The sequence below is a fragment of the Ensifer sp. R1-3 genome (genome assembly GCF_056739175.1).
This window is the reverse complement of record NZ_CP096517.1, coordinates 550,772-571,067: the sequence shown is the minus strand read 5'-3', so window position 1 is coordinate 571,067 and position 20,296 is coordinate 550,772. Positions and strand designations below refer to the sequence as shown.

The 20,296-nt window shown below is 61.1% G+C and carries 23 protein-coding genes and 1 pseudogene; 18 read left to right on the top strand and 6 right to left on the bottom strand.

Annotation, left to right across the window (positions count from 1 at the left end; genetic code table 11):
* The first annotated feature begins 4 nt into the window (after positions 1-4).
* Genes M1D43_RS27715 through virB11 form a run of 6 tightly spaced genes read left to right on the top strand, consistent with a single transcriptional unit; the run spans position 5 to position 4,963 of the window.
* On the top strand, positions 5-940 hold the full coding sequence (locus M1D43_RS27715) for a TrbL/VirB6 family protein (RefSeq protein WP_017276192.1): 936 nt from the start codon (positions 5-7) through the stop codon (positions 938-940).
* On the top strand, positions 937-1,251 hold the full coding sequence (locus M1D43_RS27710; RefSeq protein ID WP_017276193.1) for a hypothetical protein: 315 nt from the start codon (positions 937-939) through the stop codon (positions 1,249-1,251). Before M1D43_RS27715 ends, M1D43_RS27710 begins: the two co-directional genes overlap by 4 nt.
* Before the next feature lie 4 nt (positions 1,252-1,255).
* Positions 1,256-1,927, top strand: a complete 672-nt coding sequence (locus tag M1D43_RS27705; RefSeq protein WP_017276194.1) for a VirB8 family type IV secretion system protein — start codon at positions 1,256-1,258, stop codon at positions 1,925-1,927.
* Entirely contained in the window at positions 1,927-2,781 is an 855-nt protein-coding gene (gene virB9, locus M1D43_RS27700) for a P-type conjugative transfer protein VirB9 (protein ID WP_498814782.1), read from the top strand. The genes M1D43_RS27705 and virB9 overlap by 1 nt, the downstream gene beginning before the upstream one ends.
* A gap of 9 nt (positions 2,782-2,790) precedes the next feature.
* The gene (gene virB10, locus M1D43_RS27695; protein WP_017276196.1) at positions 2,791-3,963 is read left to right on the top strand and encodes a type IV secretion system protein VirB10; all 1,173 of its coding nucleotides are present in this window, start codon (positions 2,791-2,793) and stop codon (positions 3,961-3,963) included.
* Between the two features lie 10 nt (positions 3,964-3,973).
* Complete coding sequence (gene virB11 / locus M1D43_RS27690; protein ID WP_088201145.1) at positions 3,974-4,963, top strand: P-type DNA transfer ATPase VirB11; 990 nt, start codon at positions 3,974-3,976, stop codon at positions 4,961-4,963.
* Between the two features lie 310 nt (positions 4,964-5,273).
* Here virB11 and M1D43_RS27685 read toward each other — a convergent pair whose 3' ends face one another.
* Together M1D43_RS27685 and M1D43_RS27680 are read right to left on the bottom strand one after the other, a co-directional pair.
* Positions 5,274-6,500: an MFS transporter gene (locus M1D43_RS27685; RefSeq protein WP_088201146.1), complete on the bottom strand. Its 1,227-nt coding sequence runs from the start codon at positions 6,498-6,500 to the stop codon at positions 5,274-5,276.
* Between the two features lie 38 nt (positions 6,501-6,538).
* On the bottom strand, positions 6,539-7,150 hold the full coding sequence (locus M1D43_RS27680) for a TetR/AcrR family transcriptional regulator (RefSeq protein WP_318880005.1): 612 nt from the start codon (positions 7,148-7,150) through the stop codon (positions 6,539-6,541).
* A gap of 527 nt (positions 7,151-7,677) precedes the next feature.
* Here M1D43_RS27680 and napE point away from each other — a divergent pair.
* The 7 genes from napE to M1D43_RS27645 all read left to right on the top strand — a co-directional run bounded on the left by napE (position 7,678) and on the right by M1D43_RS27645 (position 12,755).
* Positions 7,678-7,863, top strand: a complete 186-nt coding sequence (gene napE, locus M1D43_RS27675) for a periplasmic nitrate reductase, NapE protein (RefSeq protein WP_088198221.1) — start codon at positions 7,678-7,680, stop codon at positions 7,861-7,863.
* Entirely contained in the window at positions 7,863-8,363 is a 501-nt protein-coding gene (locus tag M1D43_RS27670) for a ferredoxin-type protein NapF (RefSeq protein ID WP_088201148.1), read from the top strand. The genes napE and M1D43_RS27670 overlap by 1 nt, the downstream gene beginning before the upstream one ends.
* Positions 8,356-8,643 carry a chaperone NapD gene (locus M1D43_RS27665; RefSeq protein WP_498814781.1) on the top strand — a complete coding sequence of 96 codons (288 nt, stop codon included), beginning with the start codon at positions 8,356-8,358 and terminating at the stop codon, positions 8,641-8,643. Before M1D43_RS27670 ends, M1D43_RS27665 begins: the two co-directional genes overlap by 8 nt.
* Complete coding sequence (gene napA / locus M1D43_RS27660) at positions 8,618-11,122, top strand: periplasmic nitrate reductase subunit alpha (RefSeq protein WP_127525417.1); 2,505 nt, start codon at positions 8,618-8,620, stop codon at positions 11,120-11,122. Before M1D43_RS27665 ends, napA begins: the two co-directional genes overlap by 26 nt.
* A complete protein-coding gene (locus M1D43_RS27655) occupies positions 11,092-11,595 on the top strand; it encodes a nitrate reductase cytochrome c-type subunit (RefSeq protein ID WP_498814780.1) in 504 nt (167 codons plus the stop codon). Before napA ends, M1D43_RS27655 begins: the two co-directional genes overlap by 31 nt.
* 3 nt (positions 11,596-11,598) lie before the next feature.
* The gene (locus M1D43_RS27650) at positions 11,599-12,300 is read left to right on the top strand and encodes a cytochrome c3 family protein (protein WP_088196046.1); all 702 of its coding nucleotides are present in this window, start codon (positions 11,599-11,601) and stop codon (positions 12,298-12,300) included.
* A gap of 266 nt (positions 12,301-12,566) precedes the next feature.
* Positions 12,567-12,755 (top strand): hypothetical protein, encoded by a 189-nt coding sequence (locus tag M1D43_RS27645; RefSeq protein ID WP_498814778.1) that lies wholly within the window; start codon positions 12,567-12,569, stop codon positions 12,753-12,755.
* Between the two features lie 249 nt (positions 12,756-13,004).
* Here M1D43_RS27645 and M1D43_RS27640 read toward each other — a convergent pair whose 3' ends face one another.
* Entirely contained in the window at positions 13,005-13,898 is an 894-nt protein-coding gene (locus tag M1D43_RS27640; protein WP_153491719.1) for a LysR family transcriptional regulator, read from the bottom strand.
* A 101-nt stretch (positions 13,899-13,999) separates the two neighbouring features.
* Between M1D43_RS27640 and M1D43_RS27635 the strand changes: the two genes are divergently transcribed.
* Positions 14,000-14,740, top strand: coding sequence for an SDR family oxidoreductase (locus M1D43_RS27635; protein WP_088198219.1), 741 nt, complete (start codon positions 14,000-14,002; stop codon positions 14,738-14,740).
* A gap of 21 nt (positions 14,741-14,761) precedes the next feature.
* A complete protein-coding gene (locus M1D43_RS27630) occupies positions 14,762-14,980 on the top strand; it encodes a tautomerase family protein (protein ID WP_013845422.1) in 219 nt (72 codons plus the stop codon).
* Between the two features lie 611 nt (positions 14,981-15,591).
* Here M1D43_RS27630 and M1D43_RS27625 read toward each other — a convergent pair.
* Both M1D43_RS27625 and M1D43_RS27620 read right to left on the bottom strand, forming a co-directional pair.
* Positions 15,592-15,957, bottom strand: a complete 366-nt coding sequence (locus M1D43_RS27625; RefSeq protein ID WP_153491717.1) for a hypothetical protein — start codon at positions 15,955-15,957, stop codon at positions 15,592-15,594.
* Positions 15,958-16,245: 288 nt separating this feature from the next.
* Positions 16,246-17,115 (bottom strand): aldo/keto reductase family oxidoreductase, encoded by an 870-nt coding sequence (locus tag M1D43_RS27620; protein WP_498814775.1) that lies wholly within the window; start codon positions 17,113-17,115, stop codon positions 16,246-16,248.
* A gap of 113 nt (positions 17,116-17,228) precedes the next feature.
* Here M1D43_RS27620 and M1D43_RS27615 point away from each other — a divergent pair, with 113 nt between their 5' ends.
* The 3 genes and pseudogenes from M1D43_RS27615 to M1D43_RS27605 all read left to right on the top strand — a co-directional run bounded on the left by M1D43_RS27615 (position 17,229) and on the right by M1D43_RS27605 (position 19,877).
* The gene (locus M1D43_RS27615; RefSeq protein ID WP_498814774.1) at positions 17,229-18,152 is read left to right on the top strand and encodes a LysR family transcriptional regulator; all 924 of its coding nucleotides are present in this window, start codon (positions 17,229-17,231) and stop codon (positions 18,150-18,152) included.
* A 1,237-nt stretch (positions 18,153-19,389) separates the two neighbouring features.
* Positions 19,390-19,479, top strand: a pseudogene (locus M1D43_RS27610) (type II toxin-antitoxin system HigB family toxin); the annotation flags it as partial.
* A 17-nt stretch (positions 19,480-19,496) separates the two neighbouring features.
* A complete protein-coding gene (locus tag M1D43_RS27605; RefSeq protein WP_127525420.1) occupies positions 19,497-19,877 on the top strand; it encodes a helix-turn-helix domain-containing protein in 381 nt (126 codons plus the stop codon).
* 56 nt (positions 19,878-19,933) lie between these two features.
* Here the strand turns inward: M1D43_RS27605 and M1D43_RS27600 are convergent, their stop codons facing one another.
* A complete protein-coding gene (locus M1D43_RS27600) occupies positions 19,934-20,143 on the bottom strand; it encodes a hypothetical protein (RefSeq protein ID WP_234837684.1) in 210 nt (69 codons plus the stop codon).
* Between the last annotated feature and the right edge of the window lie 153 nt (positions 20,144-20,296).

Here is a 20,296-nt window from a genome sequence, read left to right as displayed (position 1 = left end):
GCCCATGTATGAGGTGTTCGCCTTCGTCGACGAGCAATTCAAGACACCGTTGGAGAATTTCATCTCCACCGGAACATCGAACATCTCCGAGTGGGTCTCAGGTCCTCTGACGGCAGCGGTGACCCTTTATATCGTGCTCTACGGCTATCTCGTTCTCCGTGGCTCGGTCCAGGAACCGATTCTCGACTTCGCATTCCGCGCGATCAAGCTCGCCATCATCGTCATGCTGGTGAAGAACGCCGGCGACTACCAGACCTATGTCACGAACATCTTCTTCGATGTGCTTCCGCGCGAAGTGTCCCAGGCGCTGAACACCGGTACGGCGCCGAGCGCATCGACCTTCGACAGCCTGCTCGACAAGGGACAGGCCTCAGCCACCGATATTTGGTCACGTGCCTCCTGGCCGGTCGACATCGTCACCGGCGTCGGCGGCATGATGGTGATCGGCGCGAGCTTCATCGTCGCCGCGATCGGCTATATCGTCTCGCTTTACGCGCGGCTGGCGCTTGCCATCGTGCTCGCGATTGGACCAATTTTCGTGGCGCTCGCCATGTTTCAGGCGACGCGTCGGTTCACCGAGGCATGGATCGGCCAGCTTGCGAACTTTGTGATCCTCCAGGTCCTCGTCGTCGCCGTCGGCTCTCTGCTGATCACCTGCATCGACACCACCTTCGCGGCGATCGACGGATATAGCGATGTGCTGATGCGGCCGATCGCACTCTGCGCCATCTGCCTCGCGGCTCTCTATGTCTTCTATCAACTCCCGAACATCGCCTCGGCGCTTGCCGCCGGCGGCGCGTCGTTGACCTACGGCTACGGCGCCGCACGCGACGCCCACGAAAGCACGCTCGCCTGGGCGGCTTCCCATACCGTCCGTGCAGCCGGACGTGGTGTCCGTGCCGTTGACCGAACCTTCACCTCAAAAGGCTCCGGATCATGACGCTTTTCGCTGGAACAAGAGAAAGGCTCTCCAGGAATATTCAGAACATTCCGCTGCTTTGCATTGCGGCGATCTTAAGCGGTTGCGCATCGATGACCTATCCGCTCCCGAAATGTGACGGCTATTCGCGCCGGCCGCTCAATCGATCGATGTGGCAGTGGGAAGACAATAGCAACTTCAAGCTGAAACAGTCCGATGCGCGACCGGCGGCCTCTCAGTCCGTCGCCACCGCTTATGTCGACGAGGGCAGGGAATTTCCCGCCTTCGCACATCTCGACATCGACGCATCCTATCGTCCTTGCGAGGGTTGACTCGATGGTCTCGGCGGACGAACTCAAGACATACTTCGAAAAGGCGCGACGCTTCGATCAGGACCGCGTGATCCAGGTCGAGCGCTCGGCACGCATCGCCTGGTCTATTGCGATCGTAGCCGGCATTCTTGCGGGAGCTTCGATCTTCGCCGTCGCCGCCCTCACGCCGCTGAAAACGATCGAGCCATTTGTCGTGCGCGTCGACAATTCGACGGGCATTGTCGATGTCGTCTCGGCGCTGACGTCGACGGCCGGCACTTACGACGAGGCCGTGACCAAATACTTCGCCGCGAAATACGTGCGTGCGCGGGAAGGCTATGTCTGGAGTGAGGCGGAGGAGAACTTCCGCACCGTCGCCTTGCTGTCGACGCAGCCGGAGCAAGCTCGTTTTTCGGCCATCTATCGCGGCAGCAATCCAGACTCGCCGCAGAACACGTACGGGCGCAGCGCCACAGCGCGCATCAGCATCGCGTCGATCTCGCTAATCAATCCGAATGTCGTGTCCGTCCGTTACATGCGCACGATTACCCGCGGCGAGGAGGTTCAACCCACCCATTGGGTTGCGACGCTCACCTTCTCTTATGTGAACTCGCCGATGTCATCGACGGATCGGCTGGTGAATCCTCTTGGTTTTGCGGTTAGCGAATACCGGGCCGATCCGGAGGCCATCAACTGATGCGGACTACTTTCATCGCCACCCTCCTTCTTACGGCCACCGCCTCCACGGCGCTTGCCCTCGAAATCCCGCGCGGCGCGGCGCAGGACAGCCGCGTCCGTTTCGTCGACTACCAGCCCTACAACATCACCCGCATCATCGGCTCGCTGCGCTCCTCGGTGCAGGTGGAGTTCGCGCCCGACGAGGAGATCGCCCATGTCGCGCTCGGCAACAGTGTGGCCTGGGAGGTCGCCCCAGCGGGCAACATCCTGTTTCTCAAACCGCGGGAAAATCAGCCGGTCACCAATATCTCCGTCGTGACCACCCGGCGCGACGGATCGACCCGAAGCTACCAGATGGAGCTGACGGTACGGGATGGAAAGGTGGAGGTCGGCCAGAACACCTACTTTTACGTCAAGTACCGATATCCCGCCGACGAAGCCGAACGCAGGCGACAGGCCGCGGCCGCGCGTGCGATCGCCGCCCAGGCGAAGGAAGCCGACAACGTGCTGGCCATTCATGAAGCCTATGGGCCGCGGAACTGGCGCTATTCGGCGCAAGGCGCACAGGCGCTGGAACCGCAATCGGTCTACGACAATGGCAAGGTCACGACCTTTGCCTTCGTTGGCAATCAGGAAATGCCGGCCATCTACATCGAGAACTCGGACGGCAGTGAGAGCCTGGTTCCCAAGTCTGTCGACGGCAACCTGGTGCTGGTACACGCGATCAGCCGCAAGTTCATCCTTCGGAGGGGAGGGGACGTTCTTTGCGTCTTTAACGAAGCCTACGACCGCGTCGGCATCAATCCGGATACTAACACGACCTCGCCCTCCGTCGAGCGGATCGTGCGGATCGACGCCGGAGCGGTGCAATAGGAGGCTGCCATGGCTCAAGATGATGAAAACCGAATACCGGGCGAGCGGGCCGAGACGGTTTCCGGCAGGAAGATCGATAACAATCCCATGCTGAAGCGCGGCGCCGTGGCGCTGGCGGTCGTTGCCTTTGTCGGCTTCGCCTTGTTGTCGATGGGCGGGGAAGGGAAACGGCAGGACAATGCCCAGCCGGAGCGCGTGGTCATCCGACAAACGACGAACTTCGAACCGGCCAAGGAGAAATTGGAACCCGTTCAGCCAGTGCCGGAAGTGAATCTGCCAACTCCCGTCGTGACCGAGGAGGTCAAGGAGGAAGACCCACTGCTCGACTCGGCGCGGCGGGCGCCCGTCATCGCCTATAGCAGCGGACAGAAAAACGCGACATCGCACCGTGACACCGAAAATCCTCCCATTTCGGCGGACAGCAATTTCATACCGCTCGATGGAGACACGATGGGCCAGAATACGGCCAATGCCGATGAACAGCGGTTCAACGGGTTGCTGCGGCCGACCAGGCTTGAGGGCTCACGCGCCGGCACGCTCGGCAACCGGAACTTCATCGTTGCGATGGGAACCTCAATACCCTGTGTCCTGGAAACTGCCATGGCATCTGATCAACCTGGCTTCACAAGCTGCGTGGTCAACCGTGACGTCCTCTCGGATAATGGCCGCGTCGTGCTGATGGAGAAGGGCACTCAAGTTGTCGGCGAGTACCGCGGTGGTCTCCAGCGAGGACAGAAGCGCCTCTTCGTGCTCTGGAACCGTGCGAAAACCCCGAATGGCGTCATCGTCACATTGGCCTCGCCGGCAACGGATGCCCTCGGCCGAGCCGGCGTGGATGGCTACGTCGACACTCACTGGTGGGAGCGGTTTGGAAGTGCGCTTCTCCTTTCCATCGTAGGCGACGCCACGAGCTATGCCAGCAGCCGCCTGCAGGACAGCGACGTCGACGCGCAGAACACGACGAGCGCAGGCCAGCAGGCGGCGGCGGTCGCTGTCGAGCAATCGATCAACATTCCGCCGACGCTCAACAAACATCAGGGTGAACTGGTCTCGATCTTCGTGGCGCGCGATCTCGACTTTTCTGGTGTCTACGGATTGCGGGTGACCGGGTCGAAAAACAAGGTCCTCGACCGGGCGGTGCCGGGAGACTTCAGGCCGCAGTCAACGCTCGTGACGAAGTAGAGCAAGGCCGATGACCGAAGGTGCCGACGCAACGGTCGTTCGTGAACTGCTCTCTCCGTTCGCGCCGTTGCTCGGTGACAGGTCGCTCTACGAAGTGATCGTAAACCGGCCCGGGCAAGTGCTGACGGAAGGCGCTGGTGGTTGGCGGACCTATGACCTGCCGGAGCTTTCCTTCGAGAAGCTGATGCGCCTTGCCCGGGCAGTTGCCAGTTTTTCCCACCAATCAATTGATGAAACGCGACCGATCCTATCGGCAACCCTGCCCGGGGACGAACGCATCCAGATCGTCATCCCGCCAGCCACCACCAGGAATACGGTCAGCATCACTATCCGCAAGCCATCGTCGGTCACATTCACCCTCAATGATCTGAAAGAGAGAGAGTTTTTCTCAGAGACGCGATCGGCCGACGACGGCGCCTCGACGTGGGACGAGGGCTTGCTGGCGCTTTACCGTGCCGGCCGCTTCAAGGAATTTTTGCGGCAAGCCGTCATTTCACGGAAGAACATCATCATCTCAGGCGCAACCGGCTCGGGCAAGACGACTCTCTCGAAAGCGCTGGTTAAACACATTCCCGAGCATGAGCGGATCATTTCGATCGAGGACACACCCGAACTCATTATTCCGCAGCCCAACCACGTGCGCCTATTCTATTCGAAGGGTGCCCAGGGACTCTCGGGGGCTGGCCCCAAAGAGCTGCTCGAATCCTGTCTCCGGATGCGGCCGGACCGAATTTTGCTGCAGGAACTGCGCGATGGCACGGCATTCTACTACGTTCGCAACGTCAACTCCGGTCACCCCGGATCGATAACTACCGTGCATGCCGATTCTGCCAAACTCGCCTTCCAACAGTTAACGCTTCTCGTGAAGGAATCGGCAGGGGGACGGAATCTGGACCGTGATGACATCGATAAATTATTGAAGGTATCAATCGACGTAATTGTTCAATGCAAGCGAATAGATGGGCGATTTCGTGCAACAGAAATCTACGTTCGATCCTAAACTTGTAGGCCCGCGGTTCGAATTGAGTCTGAAGCGTTTCTTCATGCGCTACGCACGGCGCAGATTCTCAATGTTCTTTCGGCAACCGATGGAGGGCGCTCACCGCCTATGGATGTTCTTACTTTCTCTGCATCGGGAGCCAGTGCGAGGATCTTCGGGGCAGCGCCGTATCAGGCGAACTCAGGCGTGTTGACGCATAACGATCGCAGACTCAAGGCTGCGCGCATGATCATCAACGCAGCCTTGAGAAATCGCTCCCCAACGGCATCAACAGCCGCAGATCGGCGATTGGAGGCGACCCTAAATTCGTTCAATGCTGCAAGCTTCTTTCCTGACCGTGTTTCTCGGTCAGGAAGATGGCGACCGCTGTGGCGGGCAGCGCGAAGCCGATCATGGACGCGAACCACCATCCACCAGAGGCAAAAGCCCAGGCACCCAAGGCAGAGCCAATGGCGCCGCCAGTGAAGAAGATAGCCATGAACAGGCCGTTGAGCCGGCTGCGCAAATCGGGGCCGAGTTCGTAAATCGAGCGCTGCCCGGTCACCAACGTCATGGTTACGCCGAAGTCGAGCAGGATGGCAGCAAGCGTCAGAAGCGTAAGCGCAATGGTTGAACCTTCAGAAGCGATTTGTGTCATCAGAAAAGCGACACCGACACTGAGAAGGCCGAATGCCGTCGCCGGCCGAACCAACCCCTTGTCCGCGAGGCGTCCCGCGATGGGGGAAGCAATGGCGCCCGCAACACCGGCGAGGGCGAAAAGCGCAATGCCGTTGTGACCCAGCCCAAAGCGCGGGCCTGCAAGATAGAGCGGCGTGACGGTCCAGAAGAGGCTGAATGCGGCGAACTGACAGGCCTGATATGCGGCGCGGCGCTGCAGGACCGGCTGCGTCGCGAGAAGCTGGGCCATCGACTTGAGCAGCTGGCCGTAACTCAGCCGGGCCGTCGGCATGCGCGTCGGCAGTTGGACCCATAGCAGGGTTCCAAGCCCGACCATGACGATAGCGGAAATATAGAAGACGGCATGCCAAGAGCTGAGGCCGGCGATCAGCCCGGCAATCGGCCGCGCCATCATGATGCCGACCATCAACCCGCTCATGATATTGCCGACGACGCGGCCCCGAGCCGCATCCGGAGCAAGGTTAGCAGCGAAGGGAACGATCATCTGGACTGCAACCGAGCCTACCCCGATGGCAAGCGAAGCGGTGAGGAAGGGCCCGGGCGTGGTTGAGAGGCCGGCCGCGATCAGGGCGAGAGTAACCAGGCCGATCATGGTCACGATCAGCCGACGATTTTCCACGAGGTCACCCAGCGGCACGAGCAGCAGCAGCCCAAGGCCATAGCCGATCTGCGTCAGGGTAACGATCAGGCCGGTTGCCTCTGCCGGCAGGCCGATGTCGACTGCGATCGGCCCGGCGAGTGGCTGGGTATAGTAGAGGTTGGCGGCAATCAGGCCGCAGGCGGTGGCCATCAGAAATGTCATGCCGGCAGAGAGTCCGGGCGGATGCTGCGTCTGGGCGGTGGAAGCGGGAGTTGTCATTGAAAATTCCGTGGGAGAAAGGAGGGCGGGCGGTTTATTCAGTCGAGAATGCGCAACACGGCTTCGGCGGAAGGGAGCATCTGGTTCTCCAACTCTGCGGTTTTGCCGGCGATGCGGACTCCCTGAAGATAGGAAAACAGCGCAAGCGCGGTCGCCGCAGGATCGACGTCCTGGCGGATTGAGCCGTCCAACTGGCCATCCCGGATGAAACCCTCGAGCCGGGCGACGAGCTTGCGATTGTGTCCGCCGACCCTGTCGGCGATCTCCGCGTCGGACAGAACCAGTTCCACGGCGGCGCCAATGGCCAGGCATCCGCGCCTACCGGTCTCGCCACAGGCGGACATGGCATAGAAACCGACGACGCGGGCAATCTTTTCGCGACCGGTGGAGGCTGAAGACAGCGCCTGATCCAGAAGATCGGCCCGGATCTGTTTATAGCGGTCGTAGGCGGCGACGAACACGTCACGCTTGTCACGAAACGCCTTGTATATGCTGCCGGCGGTCAGTCCCATTTCCGTTTTCAGTTCGGCGATGGAGGTCCCGTGATAGCCCTTCTCCGAAAATATGCGGATCGCCGCATCCAGAGCCTGGTTCATGTCGAATTCGCGCGGCCGCCCGACGCGGCGATTAGAGATGCTTCCGAAGTTCATCTGACAACCTAATAGGAAACGAGCATTTCCTATTAGGTTGCGGAATTGATTTCGTCAAGCCATTCGCTCATCGGCATCGCAGCTGATGGCACCAAGTTGCAGCACCAAGCGCTCGACCTGCGGAAATATTCCTCATTGCCTCTGCAAGTATCTTAAGGCTGGCCCATCGTTGCGTTGTTGACCTTGATCAAATGGGTTTGTGCTCCGCTGTGTAGTCCGAGACATCGCCTAAAGAGTCACCTTTATACCGACCAACAACGGCTATCTCGACGCAGCTCTCGCCGCGGCCAACAATAAACGAAGCCAGGTAAACAGTAGACCAATCCATACACCGGGCCTCAATGCCTCGCTACGCGCTTGTATTAGACTTCGGTAATATTTATCGCCCCGCTCCCCAAGTAATTGACAAACAACAATTTCCCTTGGAGCATTGTAAACTGCGACACACGAATTATCTGGGATCTCCCTTTATTTTTATCTGCTAGGTACTAAACTTCTCTCAGGCGTATGCGGAGAGGAGACGCTAAATGCCCGATGCTGATCAGCCAACCGCGAGCCTACCACGATCGCAGCGGCGAAACGAATTCACCACCTTCCTCGTCCTGGCCTTCGGCATCTGGCCAATCGTCGCCGTGGGCGTCGTGGGTGCTTACGGCTTTCTTGTCTGGATGTTCCAGATCATCTTCGGCCCACCCGGCCCTCCGGCGCACTAATGAGCAAGCCGGTCCACCTATCGAGGCGAAATTTTCTCCGCGGTTTTAACAAGCGGGGGAGTGGGCGTGTCTCTCCGCCGGGAGCAACCCCGGAAGGCCTCGAGGCCTGCACCGGCTGCGGACGGTGCGTCGACGCCTGTCCGACGCAGATTATCCGGCTGATCAAGGATCGCCCGGCGCTCGATTTCTCCGTCGCCGAGTGCACCTTCTGCGGCCAATGCGCGGAACTCTGTCCCGAGCCGGTCTTCGCCGGCCGGCCACAACAATTTCCACACATCGCGATGATCGGCGAGAGCTGTCTTGCCAGGAATCGCACCGATTGCCAGGCCTGTCGCGACGCCTGTCCGACGGAGGCGATCCGCTTCCGGCCGCGTGCCGGCGGGCCCTTCTTGCCCGAGCTTGACGAAGAGGCCTGCACCGGCTGCGGCGCCTGCCTTTCCGTCTGTCCAGTGGCAGCGATAGGCATTCGCGAGGTCGAGTGGGAGCGCGCCCATGTCTGATCGGAGCGCGTCCTATCATATCTCCAGCGCCGTCATCGTGACGATGCCGCATATGCGGGAGCGTGTCGTCGCTGAACTTGCCGAGATGCCGAACGTCGAGATCTACGCCCATGAGGCGGGAAAGATCGTCGTCGTGATCGAGGGCACCAGCACCGGGATGCTCGGTGAAAGTCTTTCGCGTATCGCGGTGCTCGAGGGCGTGGTGGCAGCCAACATGGTGCTTGAGCATGTCGAAACTCAAGGAGAGATCGGCCATGACCGGCGAACTGACGCGGCGTGAAATGTTGAAGGCGCATGCGGCCGGCATCGCCGCTGCGACGGCGGGGATCGCGCTTCCGGCGGCGGCCCAGCCCGTGCCGGGCGGCGTCGAAGCGCTTCAGATAAAGTGGTCCAAGGCGCCCTGCCGTTTCTGCGGTACCGGCTGCGGGGTGATGGTCGGGGTCAAGGAGGGACAGGTCGTCGCCACCCATGGCGACATGCAGGCCGAGGTCAACCGCGGCCTCAACTGCATCAAGGGCTACTTCCTGTCGAAGATCATGTACGGCGCCGACCGTCTGAAGACGCCACTTCTGCGCAAGCGCAACGGTGCCTTTGCCAAGGACGGCGAGTTCGAGCCGGTGAGCTGGGACGAGGCCTTCGACGTCATGGCCGAGCAGGCGAAGCGGGTGCTGAAGGACAAGGGCCCGACCGCCGTCGGCATGTTCGGCTCTGGGCAATGGACCATCTTCGAGGGTTACGCGGCCACGAAGCTTATGCGCGCCGGGTTCCGCTCGAACAATCTCGATCCCAATGCCCGCCACTGCATGGCCTCGGCCGCCTACGCTTTCATGCGCACCTTCGGCATGGACGAGCCGATGGGCTGTTACGACGACTTCGAGCACGCGGACGCCTTCGTGCTCTGGGGCTCGAACATGGCGGAAATGCACCCGATCCTGTGGACGCGTCTCGCCGACCGTCGGCTCGGCCACGAGCATGTGAAGGTGGCGGTGCTCTCGACCTTCACCCACCGCAGCATGGATCTGGCCGACATCCCGATCGTCTTCAAACCGGGCACCGATCTGGCGATCCTGAACTACATCGCCAACCACATCATCCAGACCGGCAGAGTGAATGAGGATTTCGTCAGGAAGCATACGACGTTCATGCTCGGCGCGACCGACATTGGCTATGGCCTGAGGCCCGACAATCCGCTCGAGGTCAAGGCCCTGAACGCCAAGGATGCGGCTAAAATGACGCCGAGCGACTTCGAGAGCTTCAAGACTTTCGTGTCGGAATACACGCTCGACAAGGTGGTCGAACTCACCGGGGTCGAGGCCGGATTCCTCGAACAACTGGCCGACCTTTATGCCGATCCCAAGCGCAAGGTCATGTCGCTCTGGACCATGGGGTTCAACCAGCATGTGCGCGGCGTCTGGGTCAACCAGATGGTGTACAACCTGCATCTCCTGACCGGGAAGATCTCCGAGCCGGGCAACAGCCCGTTCTCGCTGACCGGTCAACCCTCGGCCTGCGGGACGGCGCGCGAGGTCGGCACCTTCGCCCACCGGCTGCCAGCCGACATGACCGTGACCAATCCGGAGCACCGCAAGCATGCCGAGGAGATCTGGCGCATTCCCCACGGCATCATTCCGGAGAAACCCGGATACCATGCGGTTGAGCAGGACCGGATGCTGAAAGACGGCAAGCTCAATTTCTATTGGGTGCAGGTCAACAACAACGTCCAGGCGGCTCCCAATACGCAGAACGAGACCTATCAGGGCTATCGTAATCCGGACAATTTTATCGTCGTGTCCGACGTCTATCCAACGATCACTGCTATGAGCGCGGACCTGATCCTTCCGGCCGCCATGTGGGTGGAGAAGGAAGGCGCCTATGGCAATGCGGAGCGGCGCACCCATGTCTGGCACCAGCTCGTCGATGCGCCCGGCGAGGCCCGTTCCGATCTCTGGCAGATGGTGGAGTTTTCCAAGCGCTTCACCACCGACGAGGTGTGGCCGACCGACATCCTCGACGCCAGTCCCGGCTATCGGGGCAAGACCCTCTACGACGTGCTCTTCAAGAACGGCAATGTCGACCGCTTCCCGGCAAGCGAGATCAGCAGGGAATACGCCAACCGCGAGGCCGAGGCCTTCGGCTTCTACATCCAGAAGGGCCTGTTCGAGGAATATGCCTCCTTCGGGCGCGGTCACGGGCATGACCTCGCCCCCTATGACCGCTACCACGAGGAGCGGGGGCTCCGCTGGCCTGTCGTCGACGGCAAGGAGACGCTCTGGCGCTACCGGGAAGGCTACGATCCCTACGTGAAGCCGGGGGAGGGCGTGAAGTTCTATGGTCGTCCGGACGGCAAGGCGGTGATCCTCGCCGTTCCCTACGAGCCGCCGGCGGAATCTCCCGACGACGAATACAACGTTTGGCTGGTGACGGGCCGCGTCCTCGAGCACTGGCATTCCGGCTCGATGACGATGCGGGTGCCGGAACTCTACAAGGCGTTCCCCGGTGCAGTCTGTTTCATGAATGCGGGCGACGCACGCGATCGCGGTATCAACCAGGGGGCCGAGGTCAGGATCGTTTCCCGCCGCGGCGAGATTCGCGCGCGCGTCGAGACGCGCGGCCGCAACCGCATGCCGCCGGGCGTCATCTTCGTACCCTGGTTCGACGCCAGCAGGCTGATCAACAAGGTGACACTCGACGCAACCGATCCCATCTCCAAACAGACGGATTTCAAAAAATGCGCGGTCAAAATCGTCTCTGTCGCATGATGAGAAGCCCTGGATCGATACTGGGGGCGCCGTTGGCCATCCTGGTCGTCGCAACGGGAACAATCGCGCAAATGGCTGACAAACGGGTGCCGGAGCTTTCCGGCCCGCCGCAAGAAATGGGCGAAGTAGAGGCGCACCCGATCCCGAAGTGGGTTGTTGACGACGTCCGCAAGGAGCGCGCCTATCCCGACCAGCCCCCAGTCATCCCGCATTCGATCGAGGGCTACCAACTTTCGGTCAACACCAACCGATGCCTTTCCTGCCACAAGCGCGAACTCACACAGGAGTCCGGCGCGCCGATGATCAGCGTCACCCATTACATGACGCGGGAGGGGCAGATGCTCGCCGACGTTTCGCCGCGGCGCTATTTCTGCACAGCCTGCCACGTGCCGCAGGCGGACGTGCGACCGCTCGTCGGCAACACCTTCCGGGACATGAGCGAGATGGGCGTCAGCCAGGCGGGGAGCGAGTAGGCCATGGCTCGGATAAAGCGCCTCCTACTCTGGGTGTGGAAGATCCTGACTACGCCGGCCGCAACGCTCAGCCTCGCCTTTTTGACACTCGGCGGCTTCGTCGGGGGCGTGATCTTCTGGGGCGCTTTCAACACCGCCTTGGAGCTCACCAACACCGAGGAGTTTTGCGTCTCCTGTCATGAGATGCGGGCCAACGTATATGAGGAGCTTACGCGCACGGTTCATTTCTCCAACCGCTCGGGCGTCCGGGCGTCCTGTCCCGACTGCCACGTGCCGCATGAGTGGACGGACAAGATAGCCCGCAAGATGCAGGCCTCAAAGGAAGTGTGGGGAAAGATCTTCGGGACCATCAACACGCGCGAGAAGTTCCTCGACCACCGCCTGGAACTCGCCAAGCACGAATGGGCGCGGCTCAAGGCCAACGACAGCCTCGAGTGCCGCAACTGTCACTCCTCAGCGGCGATGGACCTTTCCAAGCAGACGCAGCGTGCAGCAGAAATCCATACGCGCTACCTGCTGCCGGGCAGGGCGACCTGCATCGATTGCCATAAGGGCATTGCCCACGAACTGCCGAACATGCAGGGGGTTGAGCCCGGCTGGAAGCTGCCGCCCGAACTCGAAGGAGAGACGCTCCCCTCGGCCTCGGCGATCGACGATCTAAAGCGCGTAATGAACAAGGCTCACAGCGCGGCGCTCGCAAACTAATAATGCCTTAAGCCAGAATGGTTGCGGCGAAGGTTCCTGCGACGATGGAGAGGCCATGCGGGCGTGAGCACGTCACTATCTTTACCGCTAAGAGGGGCTTTCTTTCGGATGAGTGTTCTGCGTCTTGGAGGCAAGATAGTCGCAGAAGAGGCAACATAGCGTGGTAATCGACAGGGGCACAGGCAATAAGTCATACTTTATTTTACTTCTTGCTTAATTAGACTTTGGTAGCATAGTCTGGCCGTCCACTGCCTGGGAGGAGCAAGATGGAGCATGTCGAAGCCGAAAAGCTTTCGAAGCACACCGTTGCCAAGGTTTGGAACGTCCGCGAATATTGCGAGCAATATCAATTGGGTGGGAAAGAGGAGATCCGACTTCGCCGGCTGTTTGGCCGGTTTGCCACAGCTTCCGAGCTGCAGCATAATGCCAAACGCGCTCCGAAGTGGAGATACTGAGGTTTGGTGATAGGATCTGCGCACTAAGGTCGGTGCTGTTCGAGGGTCGTCGCCGCCGCCCGGCCGCAGTGCTGCTCTCGGGCGGGCCTGTTTATAGGGTGAGCTAGAATTCAAGCGCCGTCTTCACGCGGTCAGGCAGGAACGGGTAGTGCCGAAGGCGCACGCCGCCCCCGGGCCGAAGCGATGCCGGGCCGGCAGACTGCTGTGGTCGCGAACTGAGCGGTGGTCCAGCCGGCATTCGACCAATCGTCACAAGTCGGCCTCGGAGAACAGTTTGACGACCCAGTCGAGAAAGACGCGCACCCGCGGCGAAAGCTGGCGGTTTTGGGGATAAAGCGCCGAAAGCGGTGTCGGCGGGGGAGGGAACTCGGCGAGGACCTCGATCAGGGCTCCTTCGTCCAGGTCCCGCTGCAAGCGGTACCGCGGCGCCTGAATTAGGCCGAAGCCGCGAAGGGCGAGATCGTTCATGGTGTCCGAGTTGTTGACGGTCAACCTGCACGGCAGGGTCACGTAGCGGACACTGCTACCCATCGTGAATTCGAGCGGCATGATCTGTCCGGTGCGGGACGAGATGAATCCCACGGCGCGATGACCTTCCATCGTATCGGGGGAGTGGGGAATTCCGTGCCTCTCGATGTAGGCCGGGCTGGCGCAGGTGATTTCAGTAATCATCCCGAGGCGGCGCATGATCAAGCCGCTGTCCGCAATCTCTCCGGCGCGGATGACGCAATCGATGCCTTCCCTGACGAGATCCACCAGGCGATCGCCCTGACCGATCTGAAGGTCAAGCAGAGGATAACGATCGAGGAATTCGGTGAGCCGCGGCAGGAGGAACGTGCGTGTCAGCAGGGGATGCGCATCGACGCGCAACAGGCCGCGGGGCTGCATGTCGCGGAAGGCGTTTTCCGCTTCGTCGACCTCCGCGAGGATCGCAATGCAGCGCTGGTAGAAGGCCGCGCCGTCCAGCGTCGGTGCGACATGCCGGGTCGTTCGCTCGAGAAGCCGAACGCCAACATCGTGTTCCAGCTGCTTGATCGCTTCCGTGGCGGTGGATCGGGCAAGCCCGAGGTCGGACGCCGCCGCAGCAAAGCTGCGCCGCTCAACGATCCGGATGAAGAGCTGCATGCGGTCGAGCCGGTCCATGGCTTTGTTCACCACAGCCGAATTCTCATGTCAATCCTTGCCCAATTGTTCTGAACCGGCGTCGGCAGTATCTCCCTGTTAGTCAAACAGGAGACTATGACGTGACCATCAAAGGACAACGCGTCGCGATCGTCACCGGCGCATCCAAGGGAATCGGCCGGGCCATTGCGCTACAACTGGCAAAGGACGGCATCGCCGTCCTGGTGAATTATTCCAGCAGCCCTGGGGCTGCGGCCGCCGTGGTTGCTGAGATTGAGGCGGGCGGCGGCAAGGCGGTCGCGGTGCAAGCTGACATAAGCAGCCCGAGCGCCGCTGCTGACCTGTTCAATGCTGCCGAAGGAGGCTTTGGCAGCGTCGACATCCTCGTCAACAACGCCGGCATCCTGAAGCTGGCACCGCTTGCCGAAACCGACGACGCGAGCTTCGAGCAGCAGATCGCGATCAATCTCACCGGTACGTTCCGCGCCATGCGCGAAGCAGCTAGGCGGCTCCGCGACGGTGGACGCATCATCAACTTCTCGTCCAGCGTGGTCGGCGCCTATGGGCCGACCTATGGCGTCTATGCCGCCAGCAAGGCCGCCGTCGAGGCCATGACCCATGTCGCGTCGAAGGAACTCGGCCGCCGGGGCATCACAGCCAATGCGGTCGCGCCCGGCCCGGTCGAGACCGAACTGTTCATGACCGGCAAGTCCGATGAATTGGTCGAGAGGATCGTCGGGACGATTCCGCTCGGGCGGCTGGGTCGGCCGGACGACATTGCCTCGGTCGTTTCCTTCCTTGCCAGCCCCGAAGCAGGCTGGGTGAACGGCCAGGTGCTCCGCGCCAATGGCGGCATGATCTGAAGAAACCTAAAGGAGAATTCCATGCCATTCGTCAACATCAAAACCCCTGAAGCTGCGCTCAGTCGCGGCCAGAAGGAAGAGATCGTGCACCGCATGACTGATATGCTCGTCGAATACTTCTCGGAGGCGGCAAGGCCGCACACGATGGTGCTGATCGAGGAAGTAAAGGACGGCGGATATGGCCGCGCCGACGAGATTTTCGTCCTGCCGGACGCCTATCGCGTCAAGAAAGGCGGCTAGTTCGGAGCTCATCGAGAGCCAGCGGTAACCGGCCTTCGCTGCGGCCTGCCTGTGGGCGCGCCAGACCTGCGATTGCCGGAAGCCCGTTGTATGACCCGGCCCGACGCGAGCCGGGCTGGGGGAGGTCTTCGACGTCGAACCGGGCCGGCCATATCGCCCGTCAGGCCATGAAGCGGGCGAACCAGTGGAGCATCTGTTCCGGCTCGCAGGAAATAGGTATAACCGTCCCACCGCCGCGTCGTGCCCTCGATCCAGTGCAGCTTCTTGTTGGCAATCGGGATGTTGTCAAACATGGCCTGGATGTCGTCCGGCCTCGTATAGAGGTCGTCTCTTACCTGGTAGAGGAACGTTGGGATCATGAGGCTCTTGGCCCAGGGGGACGGGCGAGAACTGATCGAGCGTAAAACTCGTCTGCAACCCGACGCGGTCCTTCAGATCTTCCATATAGCTGGCGGGAACGCCGAACCGCTGGCGCGACGCCGCTGGACAATGGCTGCGGCGACACCATGCAGCGTTCACCATCGAAAACGCCGGGCCGACGCGTCATGGCGAACATAGTGGCGTTGCAGCCCAAGCAGCGGCTGAAAAGCCCGATGGTCATTTCCCGCGTATCACTGCGGCTGCGGACATCCATAGGCCAGCACATTGTAACCCGCGTCGTGCAGGATCTTGTAATCCGGCACGAAATTGACCTCGAAGTCGTTGCCGGCAGAACGGCCCAACGACTTCCACGGCTCGAGATGTGACGGCAGTCCGGCCCGGTTGAACCACCGTGGGTGGTTGGCGATGATCATCTCGTCCGATCCAGATCGCGGGATGAACCATCCTTCAGGCGGAATGCCATCCTCCGAGGGAAAGAAGACATCCTCGTACTCCAGGCCTTCCTCGTGCGGGCAGTGCAAGATGGGCGCTCGCCGCCACGTGCGGACGCCTTCCGCCAAAGCCTGCAGTGTTTTCTCGGTTTCTTCCCGCGTCACACCATCCTCCTGTCGAGTGTGGTCGGATGAATCGGGAAGTCATGTCCGTCGGCCGCCGGAACTCCTGGGGAGGTTCTGGTCGCTCAGCCGACGAGCAGGACGCCCTGAATGATTTCGCGCAAGGTATCCCACCAGCGGGCAGCGGCGACCATGTGTCAAAGTCCAGGTTTCTGTTGCGGCCGTCCAGAATCGGTATCCAAGCGTCCCCGCCGCTGCCGCGGGCTCGGTCGGTAGGAAGCGGAGCGCGTTGTTCGCCCGACGCGCCGTGCTCCATCCGCAGGTTCTCCTTCAGGCGGGCACCATTCGGTCGAGTTCGGCCATTGCTTCGTCTGGGAAGTCGACTTCGGCGGCGGCGAGATTCTCCCTCAGATGCACGCGCGAGGAGGTGCCGGGAATCAGCAGGATGTTCGGCGAGCGCTTGAGCAGCCAGGCGAGCGCCACCTGCATCGGCGTCGCCCCTAGCCGCGCCGCCACATCCGACAGCGTCGAGGATTGCAGCGGCGAAAAGCCGCCGAGCGGGAAGAAGGGCACATATGCGGTGCCTTCGGCGGCAAGCCGGTCGATCATGGCGTCGTCAGCGCGGTTGGCGAGGTTGTACATGTTCTGCACACAGAGGATCTCGGTGATCCTGCGGCCTTCCTCGACTTGCCTCAAGGTCACGTTCGAAAGGCCGATATGCCGGATCAGCCCCTGCCTTTTGAGATCGGTCAGCACCGTCAGCGGCTCCTCAATCGAACCCTCGGCCGGGCCGTGCACGCTGAACATGGCGCGCAGGTTCACCACCTCGATCGCGTCGAGCCCGAGATTGCGCAGGTTGTCATGCACGGCCTGCGTCAGATCTTCCTTCGAGAACGCAGGATTCCACGAGGCATCCGCGCCGCGCCTGGCGCCCACCTTGGTGACAATGACGACGTCGTCCTGGTAGGGGTGGAGCGCCTCCCGTATGATCTCGTTCGTCACGTGCGGGCCATAGAAGTCGCTGGTGTCGATGTGGTTGACGCCGCTTTCAACCGCTTCGCGAAGGACGGCGACCGCTTCCGCGCGATCGCGCGGAGGGCCGAAGACACCTTTGCCGGCAAGCTGCATCGCACCATAGCCGAACCGGTTCACCGGCCGCTCGCCGAGCATGAAAGTTCCTGATTCTGCAACACTGGACATGCACTGATCTCCATTTGAGCCACAAAAGCGGGATTAAGGCTGTTTCATCGGCAGGACAATCAGCTACCATTCGAACGGGCTGTGCGGCACGCCGAACAATTGGGAGCGGGAATATGGAACGGGACAGGCCCAACATGGCGGATGTGGGCGCTTTCATGAAGGTCGCTCGGGCCGGTGGGTTCCGGGAGGCGGCTCGGGCGAGCGACATCAGCGCGTCGGCGCTGAGTGACGCCGTACGGCGCCTGGAGGCGGAACTCGGCGTCAGGCTTCTCAACCGTACCACCCGCAGCGTCGTACCGACCGAGGCTGGCCGGGGGCTGATGGAGCGGCTCGGACCGGCATTCGGAGAGATCAATGCCGCGCTCGATTTCGCTCGCGGCTTCCGCAACCGCCCGGCGGGCGTCCTGCGGTTGAACGTGCCGGTCAGCGCCGCGCGGCTGATCCTGCCGCCCATCGTGCCACCGTTCCTTGCGGCCTATCCCAACATTAGGCTGGAGATCGTGACCGAGGAGAGCTTCGTCGATGTTGTCGCCGCGGGCTGCGATGCTGGTATCCGCTACGACGAGCGGCTGCAGCAGGACATGATCGCCGTTCCGATTGGGCCACGCGTGCAGCGTTATGCGAGCGGCGCCTCGCAAGCCTATCTCGACGCGCATGGCCGGCCGCAGCATCCGCGCGACCTGCTTTCTCACAGCTGCATCCGCGGCCGTTTTGCCGGCCGGCCGATCAGTCCCTGGGAGTTCGAGCGCGACGGCGAGGTGATCACGATTGACCCGCCCACGTCCCTCGTGGTGCAGGCGGGCGGCGGCTCGGATCTTGGGATCGCAGCGGCGATTGCCGGAACTGGAATCGTCTCGCTCTTCGAGGACTGGTTGCGTCCGCAGTTCGAAAATGGAGCGCTGGAGCCCGTGCTGGAGCCATGGTGGCTGAGTTTTCCCGGCCCCTTCCTCTACTATCCTGGGCGCCGGCTGGTGCCGGCGCCCCTGCGGGCCTTCATCGACTTCATCAGGGCCATGCCGGCGGCTCCATCGGGTTGAGCAACAAGCCGCATGCCGCTATCCAGAGCCTGAAGGTGCGCAAACGCGTCGGTATGCTCATCAAGTCGCTCGGTGAACATGAGTGGCAGCGGTCCCAATCTCGCGTCGGCGCAGATGCTCCGTCGGATCCAGCTTACTCGGGATCGTTTTGGCGCCCCAACTGACTCCGCTTGCGCAGAGCCTGTTCGAGCATCTTGAAGGCGAAGGGGAGGGGCCGGCATTTCCACGGAGCCCGGCACAAGAGAGGACCACCGGCGGTAAGCACGGCTGATGTTCTCGTTGTCCCGCCGCAATTCGGGCAGTAACAGACCGGTGGATGAGTGATCGTCTCCCTCGTCAGGTGGGCCGGCAAGGGCCTTTGCCCCAGGGGCGACTTCGTCTTCGCGGCGACTGCGGACGGCGAGACTGATGGAAGGCCCTTGTGCCTGTTCGACGACCGCTTACGCGTCGCTTTGCTCCAGGCGATTATTGCAGCCGCGCCCCGCCGCTATCCACGCTCGATTCAATCAGCAACCTTTCAATGTAGGCAACCCAGTCGGCATCAACGGAGGTGAGATCCGTCGCAACTTAAAGATTAGGACAAATGCAGAATAGCTCTACTTGTTAGGGGATGCGCGGGCCTGGGCCGGATCGCAAGCTGCGGAGCGCAAGCTGCAGGAACTAGCGAAACCGGGCGCGTTAGTGGTCAGTTTCGTGCTACGGGCTGAGCCTGGCACGCCTTCCGTCGCCTTTGAACGGCGCTCCGCAAATATCTCGAACCAGCTAACGATCCAGCCGAAGCCGTCCCATTCGCGACCGTCGAGCGGATCGGCAAAAGCATTGGTTCTTTTCTTGCGGTGTTGGGTTACTCTCTCTACATACAATCGTCCATTGCAGTATCCCGTCCCGTCCAGCCCATCGTCTGACCGGCGACAAGCCCAGAAGGGCAGTTCCGATGGGGGTCAGGACGGATCCGTCCTTTGGGAATACAAGCGTCACTGTTCGCCCGTCTGCGGTGTCAGTTTCATACTCTACCATCGATCCCATTCGCACGACATTCCCAAGCACGGCAGCGTCGGAAACCACGCGTGCGCGTTCGAGCTCGAGCAAGAGAGATAGCCGAGGTTGACATGCAGGGGCGGCCCATTCCGGCCAGATTCGCGCCAAAAGCTCTCCTAGACTGCATTCCGTCGATGTTGCTTTGGTGGTAGTTGAGAGTGCCCCGACTACACAATTTCCAAATTGGGAACTTCACGCGGGGCTGGTCGCATTTCGATCAAAGCGGATTTTCGTTCTGTTTGCCGGGACGCACGCCCAGTACGATGCGATCGACGTCAAAGACCTCTGACGTGAAAGGAAGTCGACATGTTGGATTTGAAAGCTTTTCGAACGCTTCAGAGTGAGGTCGAGTACAACGCCGCGCTGAAGGAAGTTCGGCCGTATTTCGAGAACGAACCCGATGAAGGCTCTGAGGAAGCTGCGCACTTTGACGCGCTCGTCCTTCTAATCGAACACTACGAAGGTAAGCACTATCCAATCCCGACGGCGAGCCCGGTTGAGGTGGTCAAGTCGGTGATGGCTGCGAACAATTACACGCGTGCCGATCTCGTGGCGGTTATTGGCTCCAAAGCGCGGGCGGCCGATCTTTTGAACGGCAAGCGGGAAATCAATCTGGATCAGATCCGAAAGCTAAGCAAGGAATGGAACATTCCGGCTGGCTCACTGATCGGCGACGTCGCGGCTTAAGGGATACCCACAACCAATAACTGAAGCGCTCGGCGCCCTGGCCACTTTACGGTGACCTAAATACTCAAGCCGAGGCCCTTCTTCAGGCTCCGCGTGAGTTCGTAGGTTCGGCTCAACTCCGCCCGGTGTGTCCGGTCGACGAGGCTGGCGACCTCGTTGATGCGGTCGATCGCGGCCGTGTCCTTCAATCCCAGACGGTCGAGCTCCGTCTTGAAGCTCCGCGGATCCGCACTGCCGAGACGATGCGCCGCCCCGCCGCTATCCACGCTCTATTCAATCAGCAACCTTTCAATTTAGGCACCCCTGTCGGCATCAACGGAGGCGAGGTCCGTCGCAACTTAAAGATTAGGACAAATGCAAAATAGCTCTACTTGTTAGGGGATGCGCGGGCCTGGGCCGGATCGCAAGCTGCAGGAACT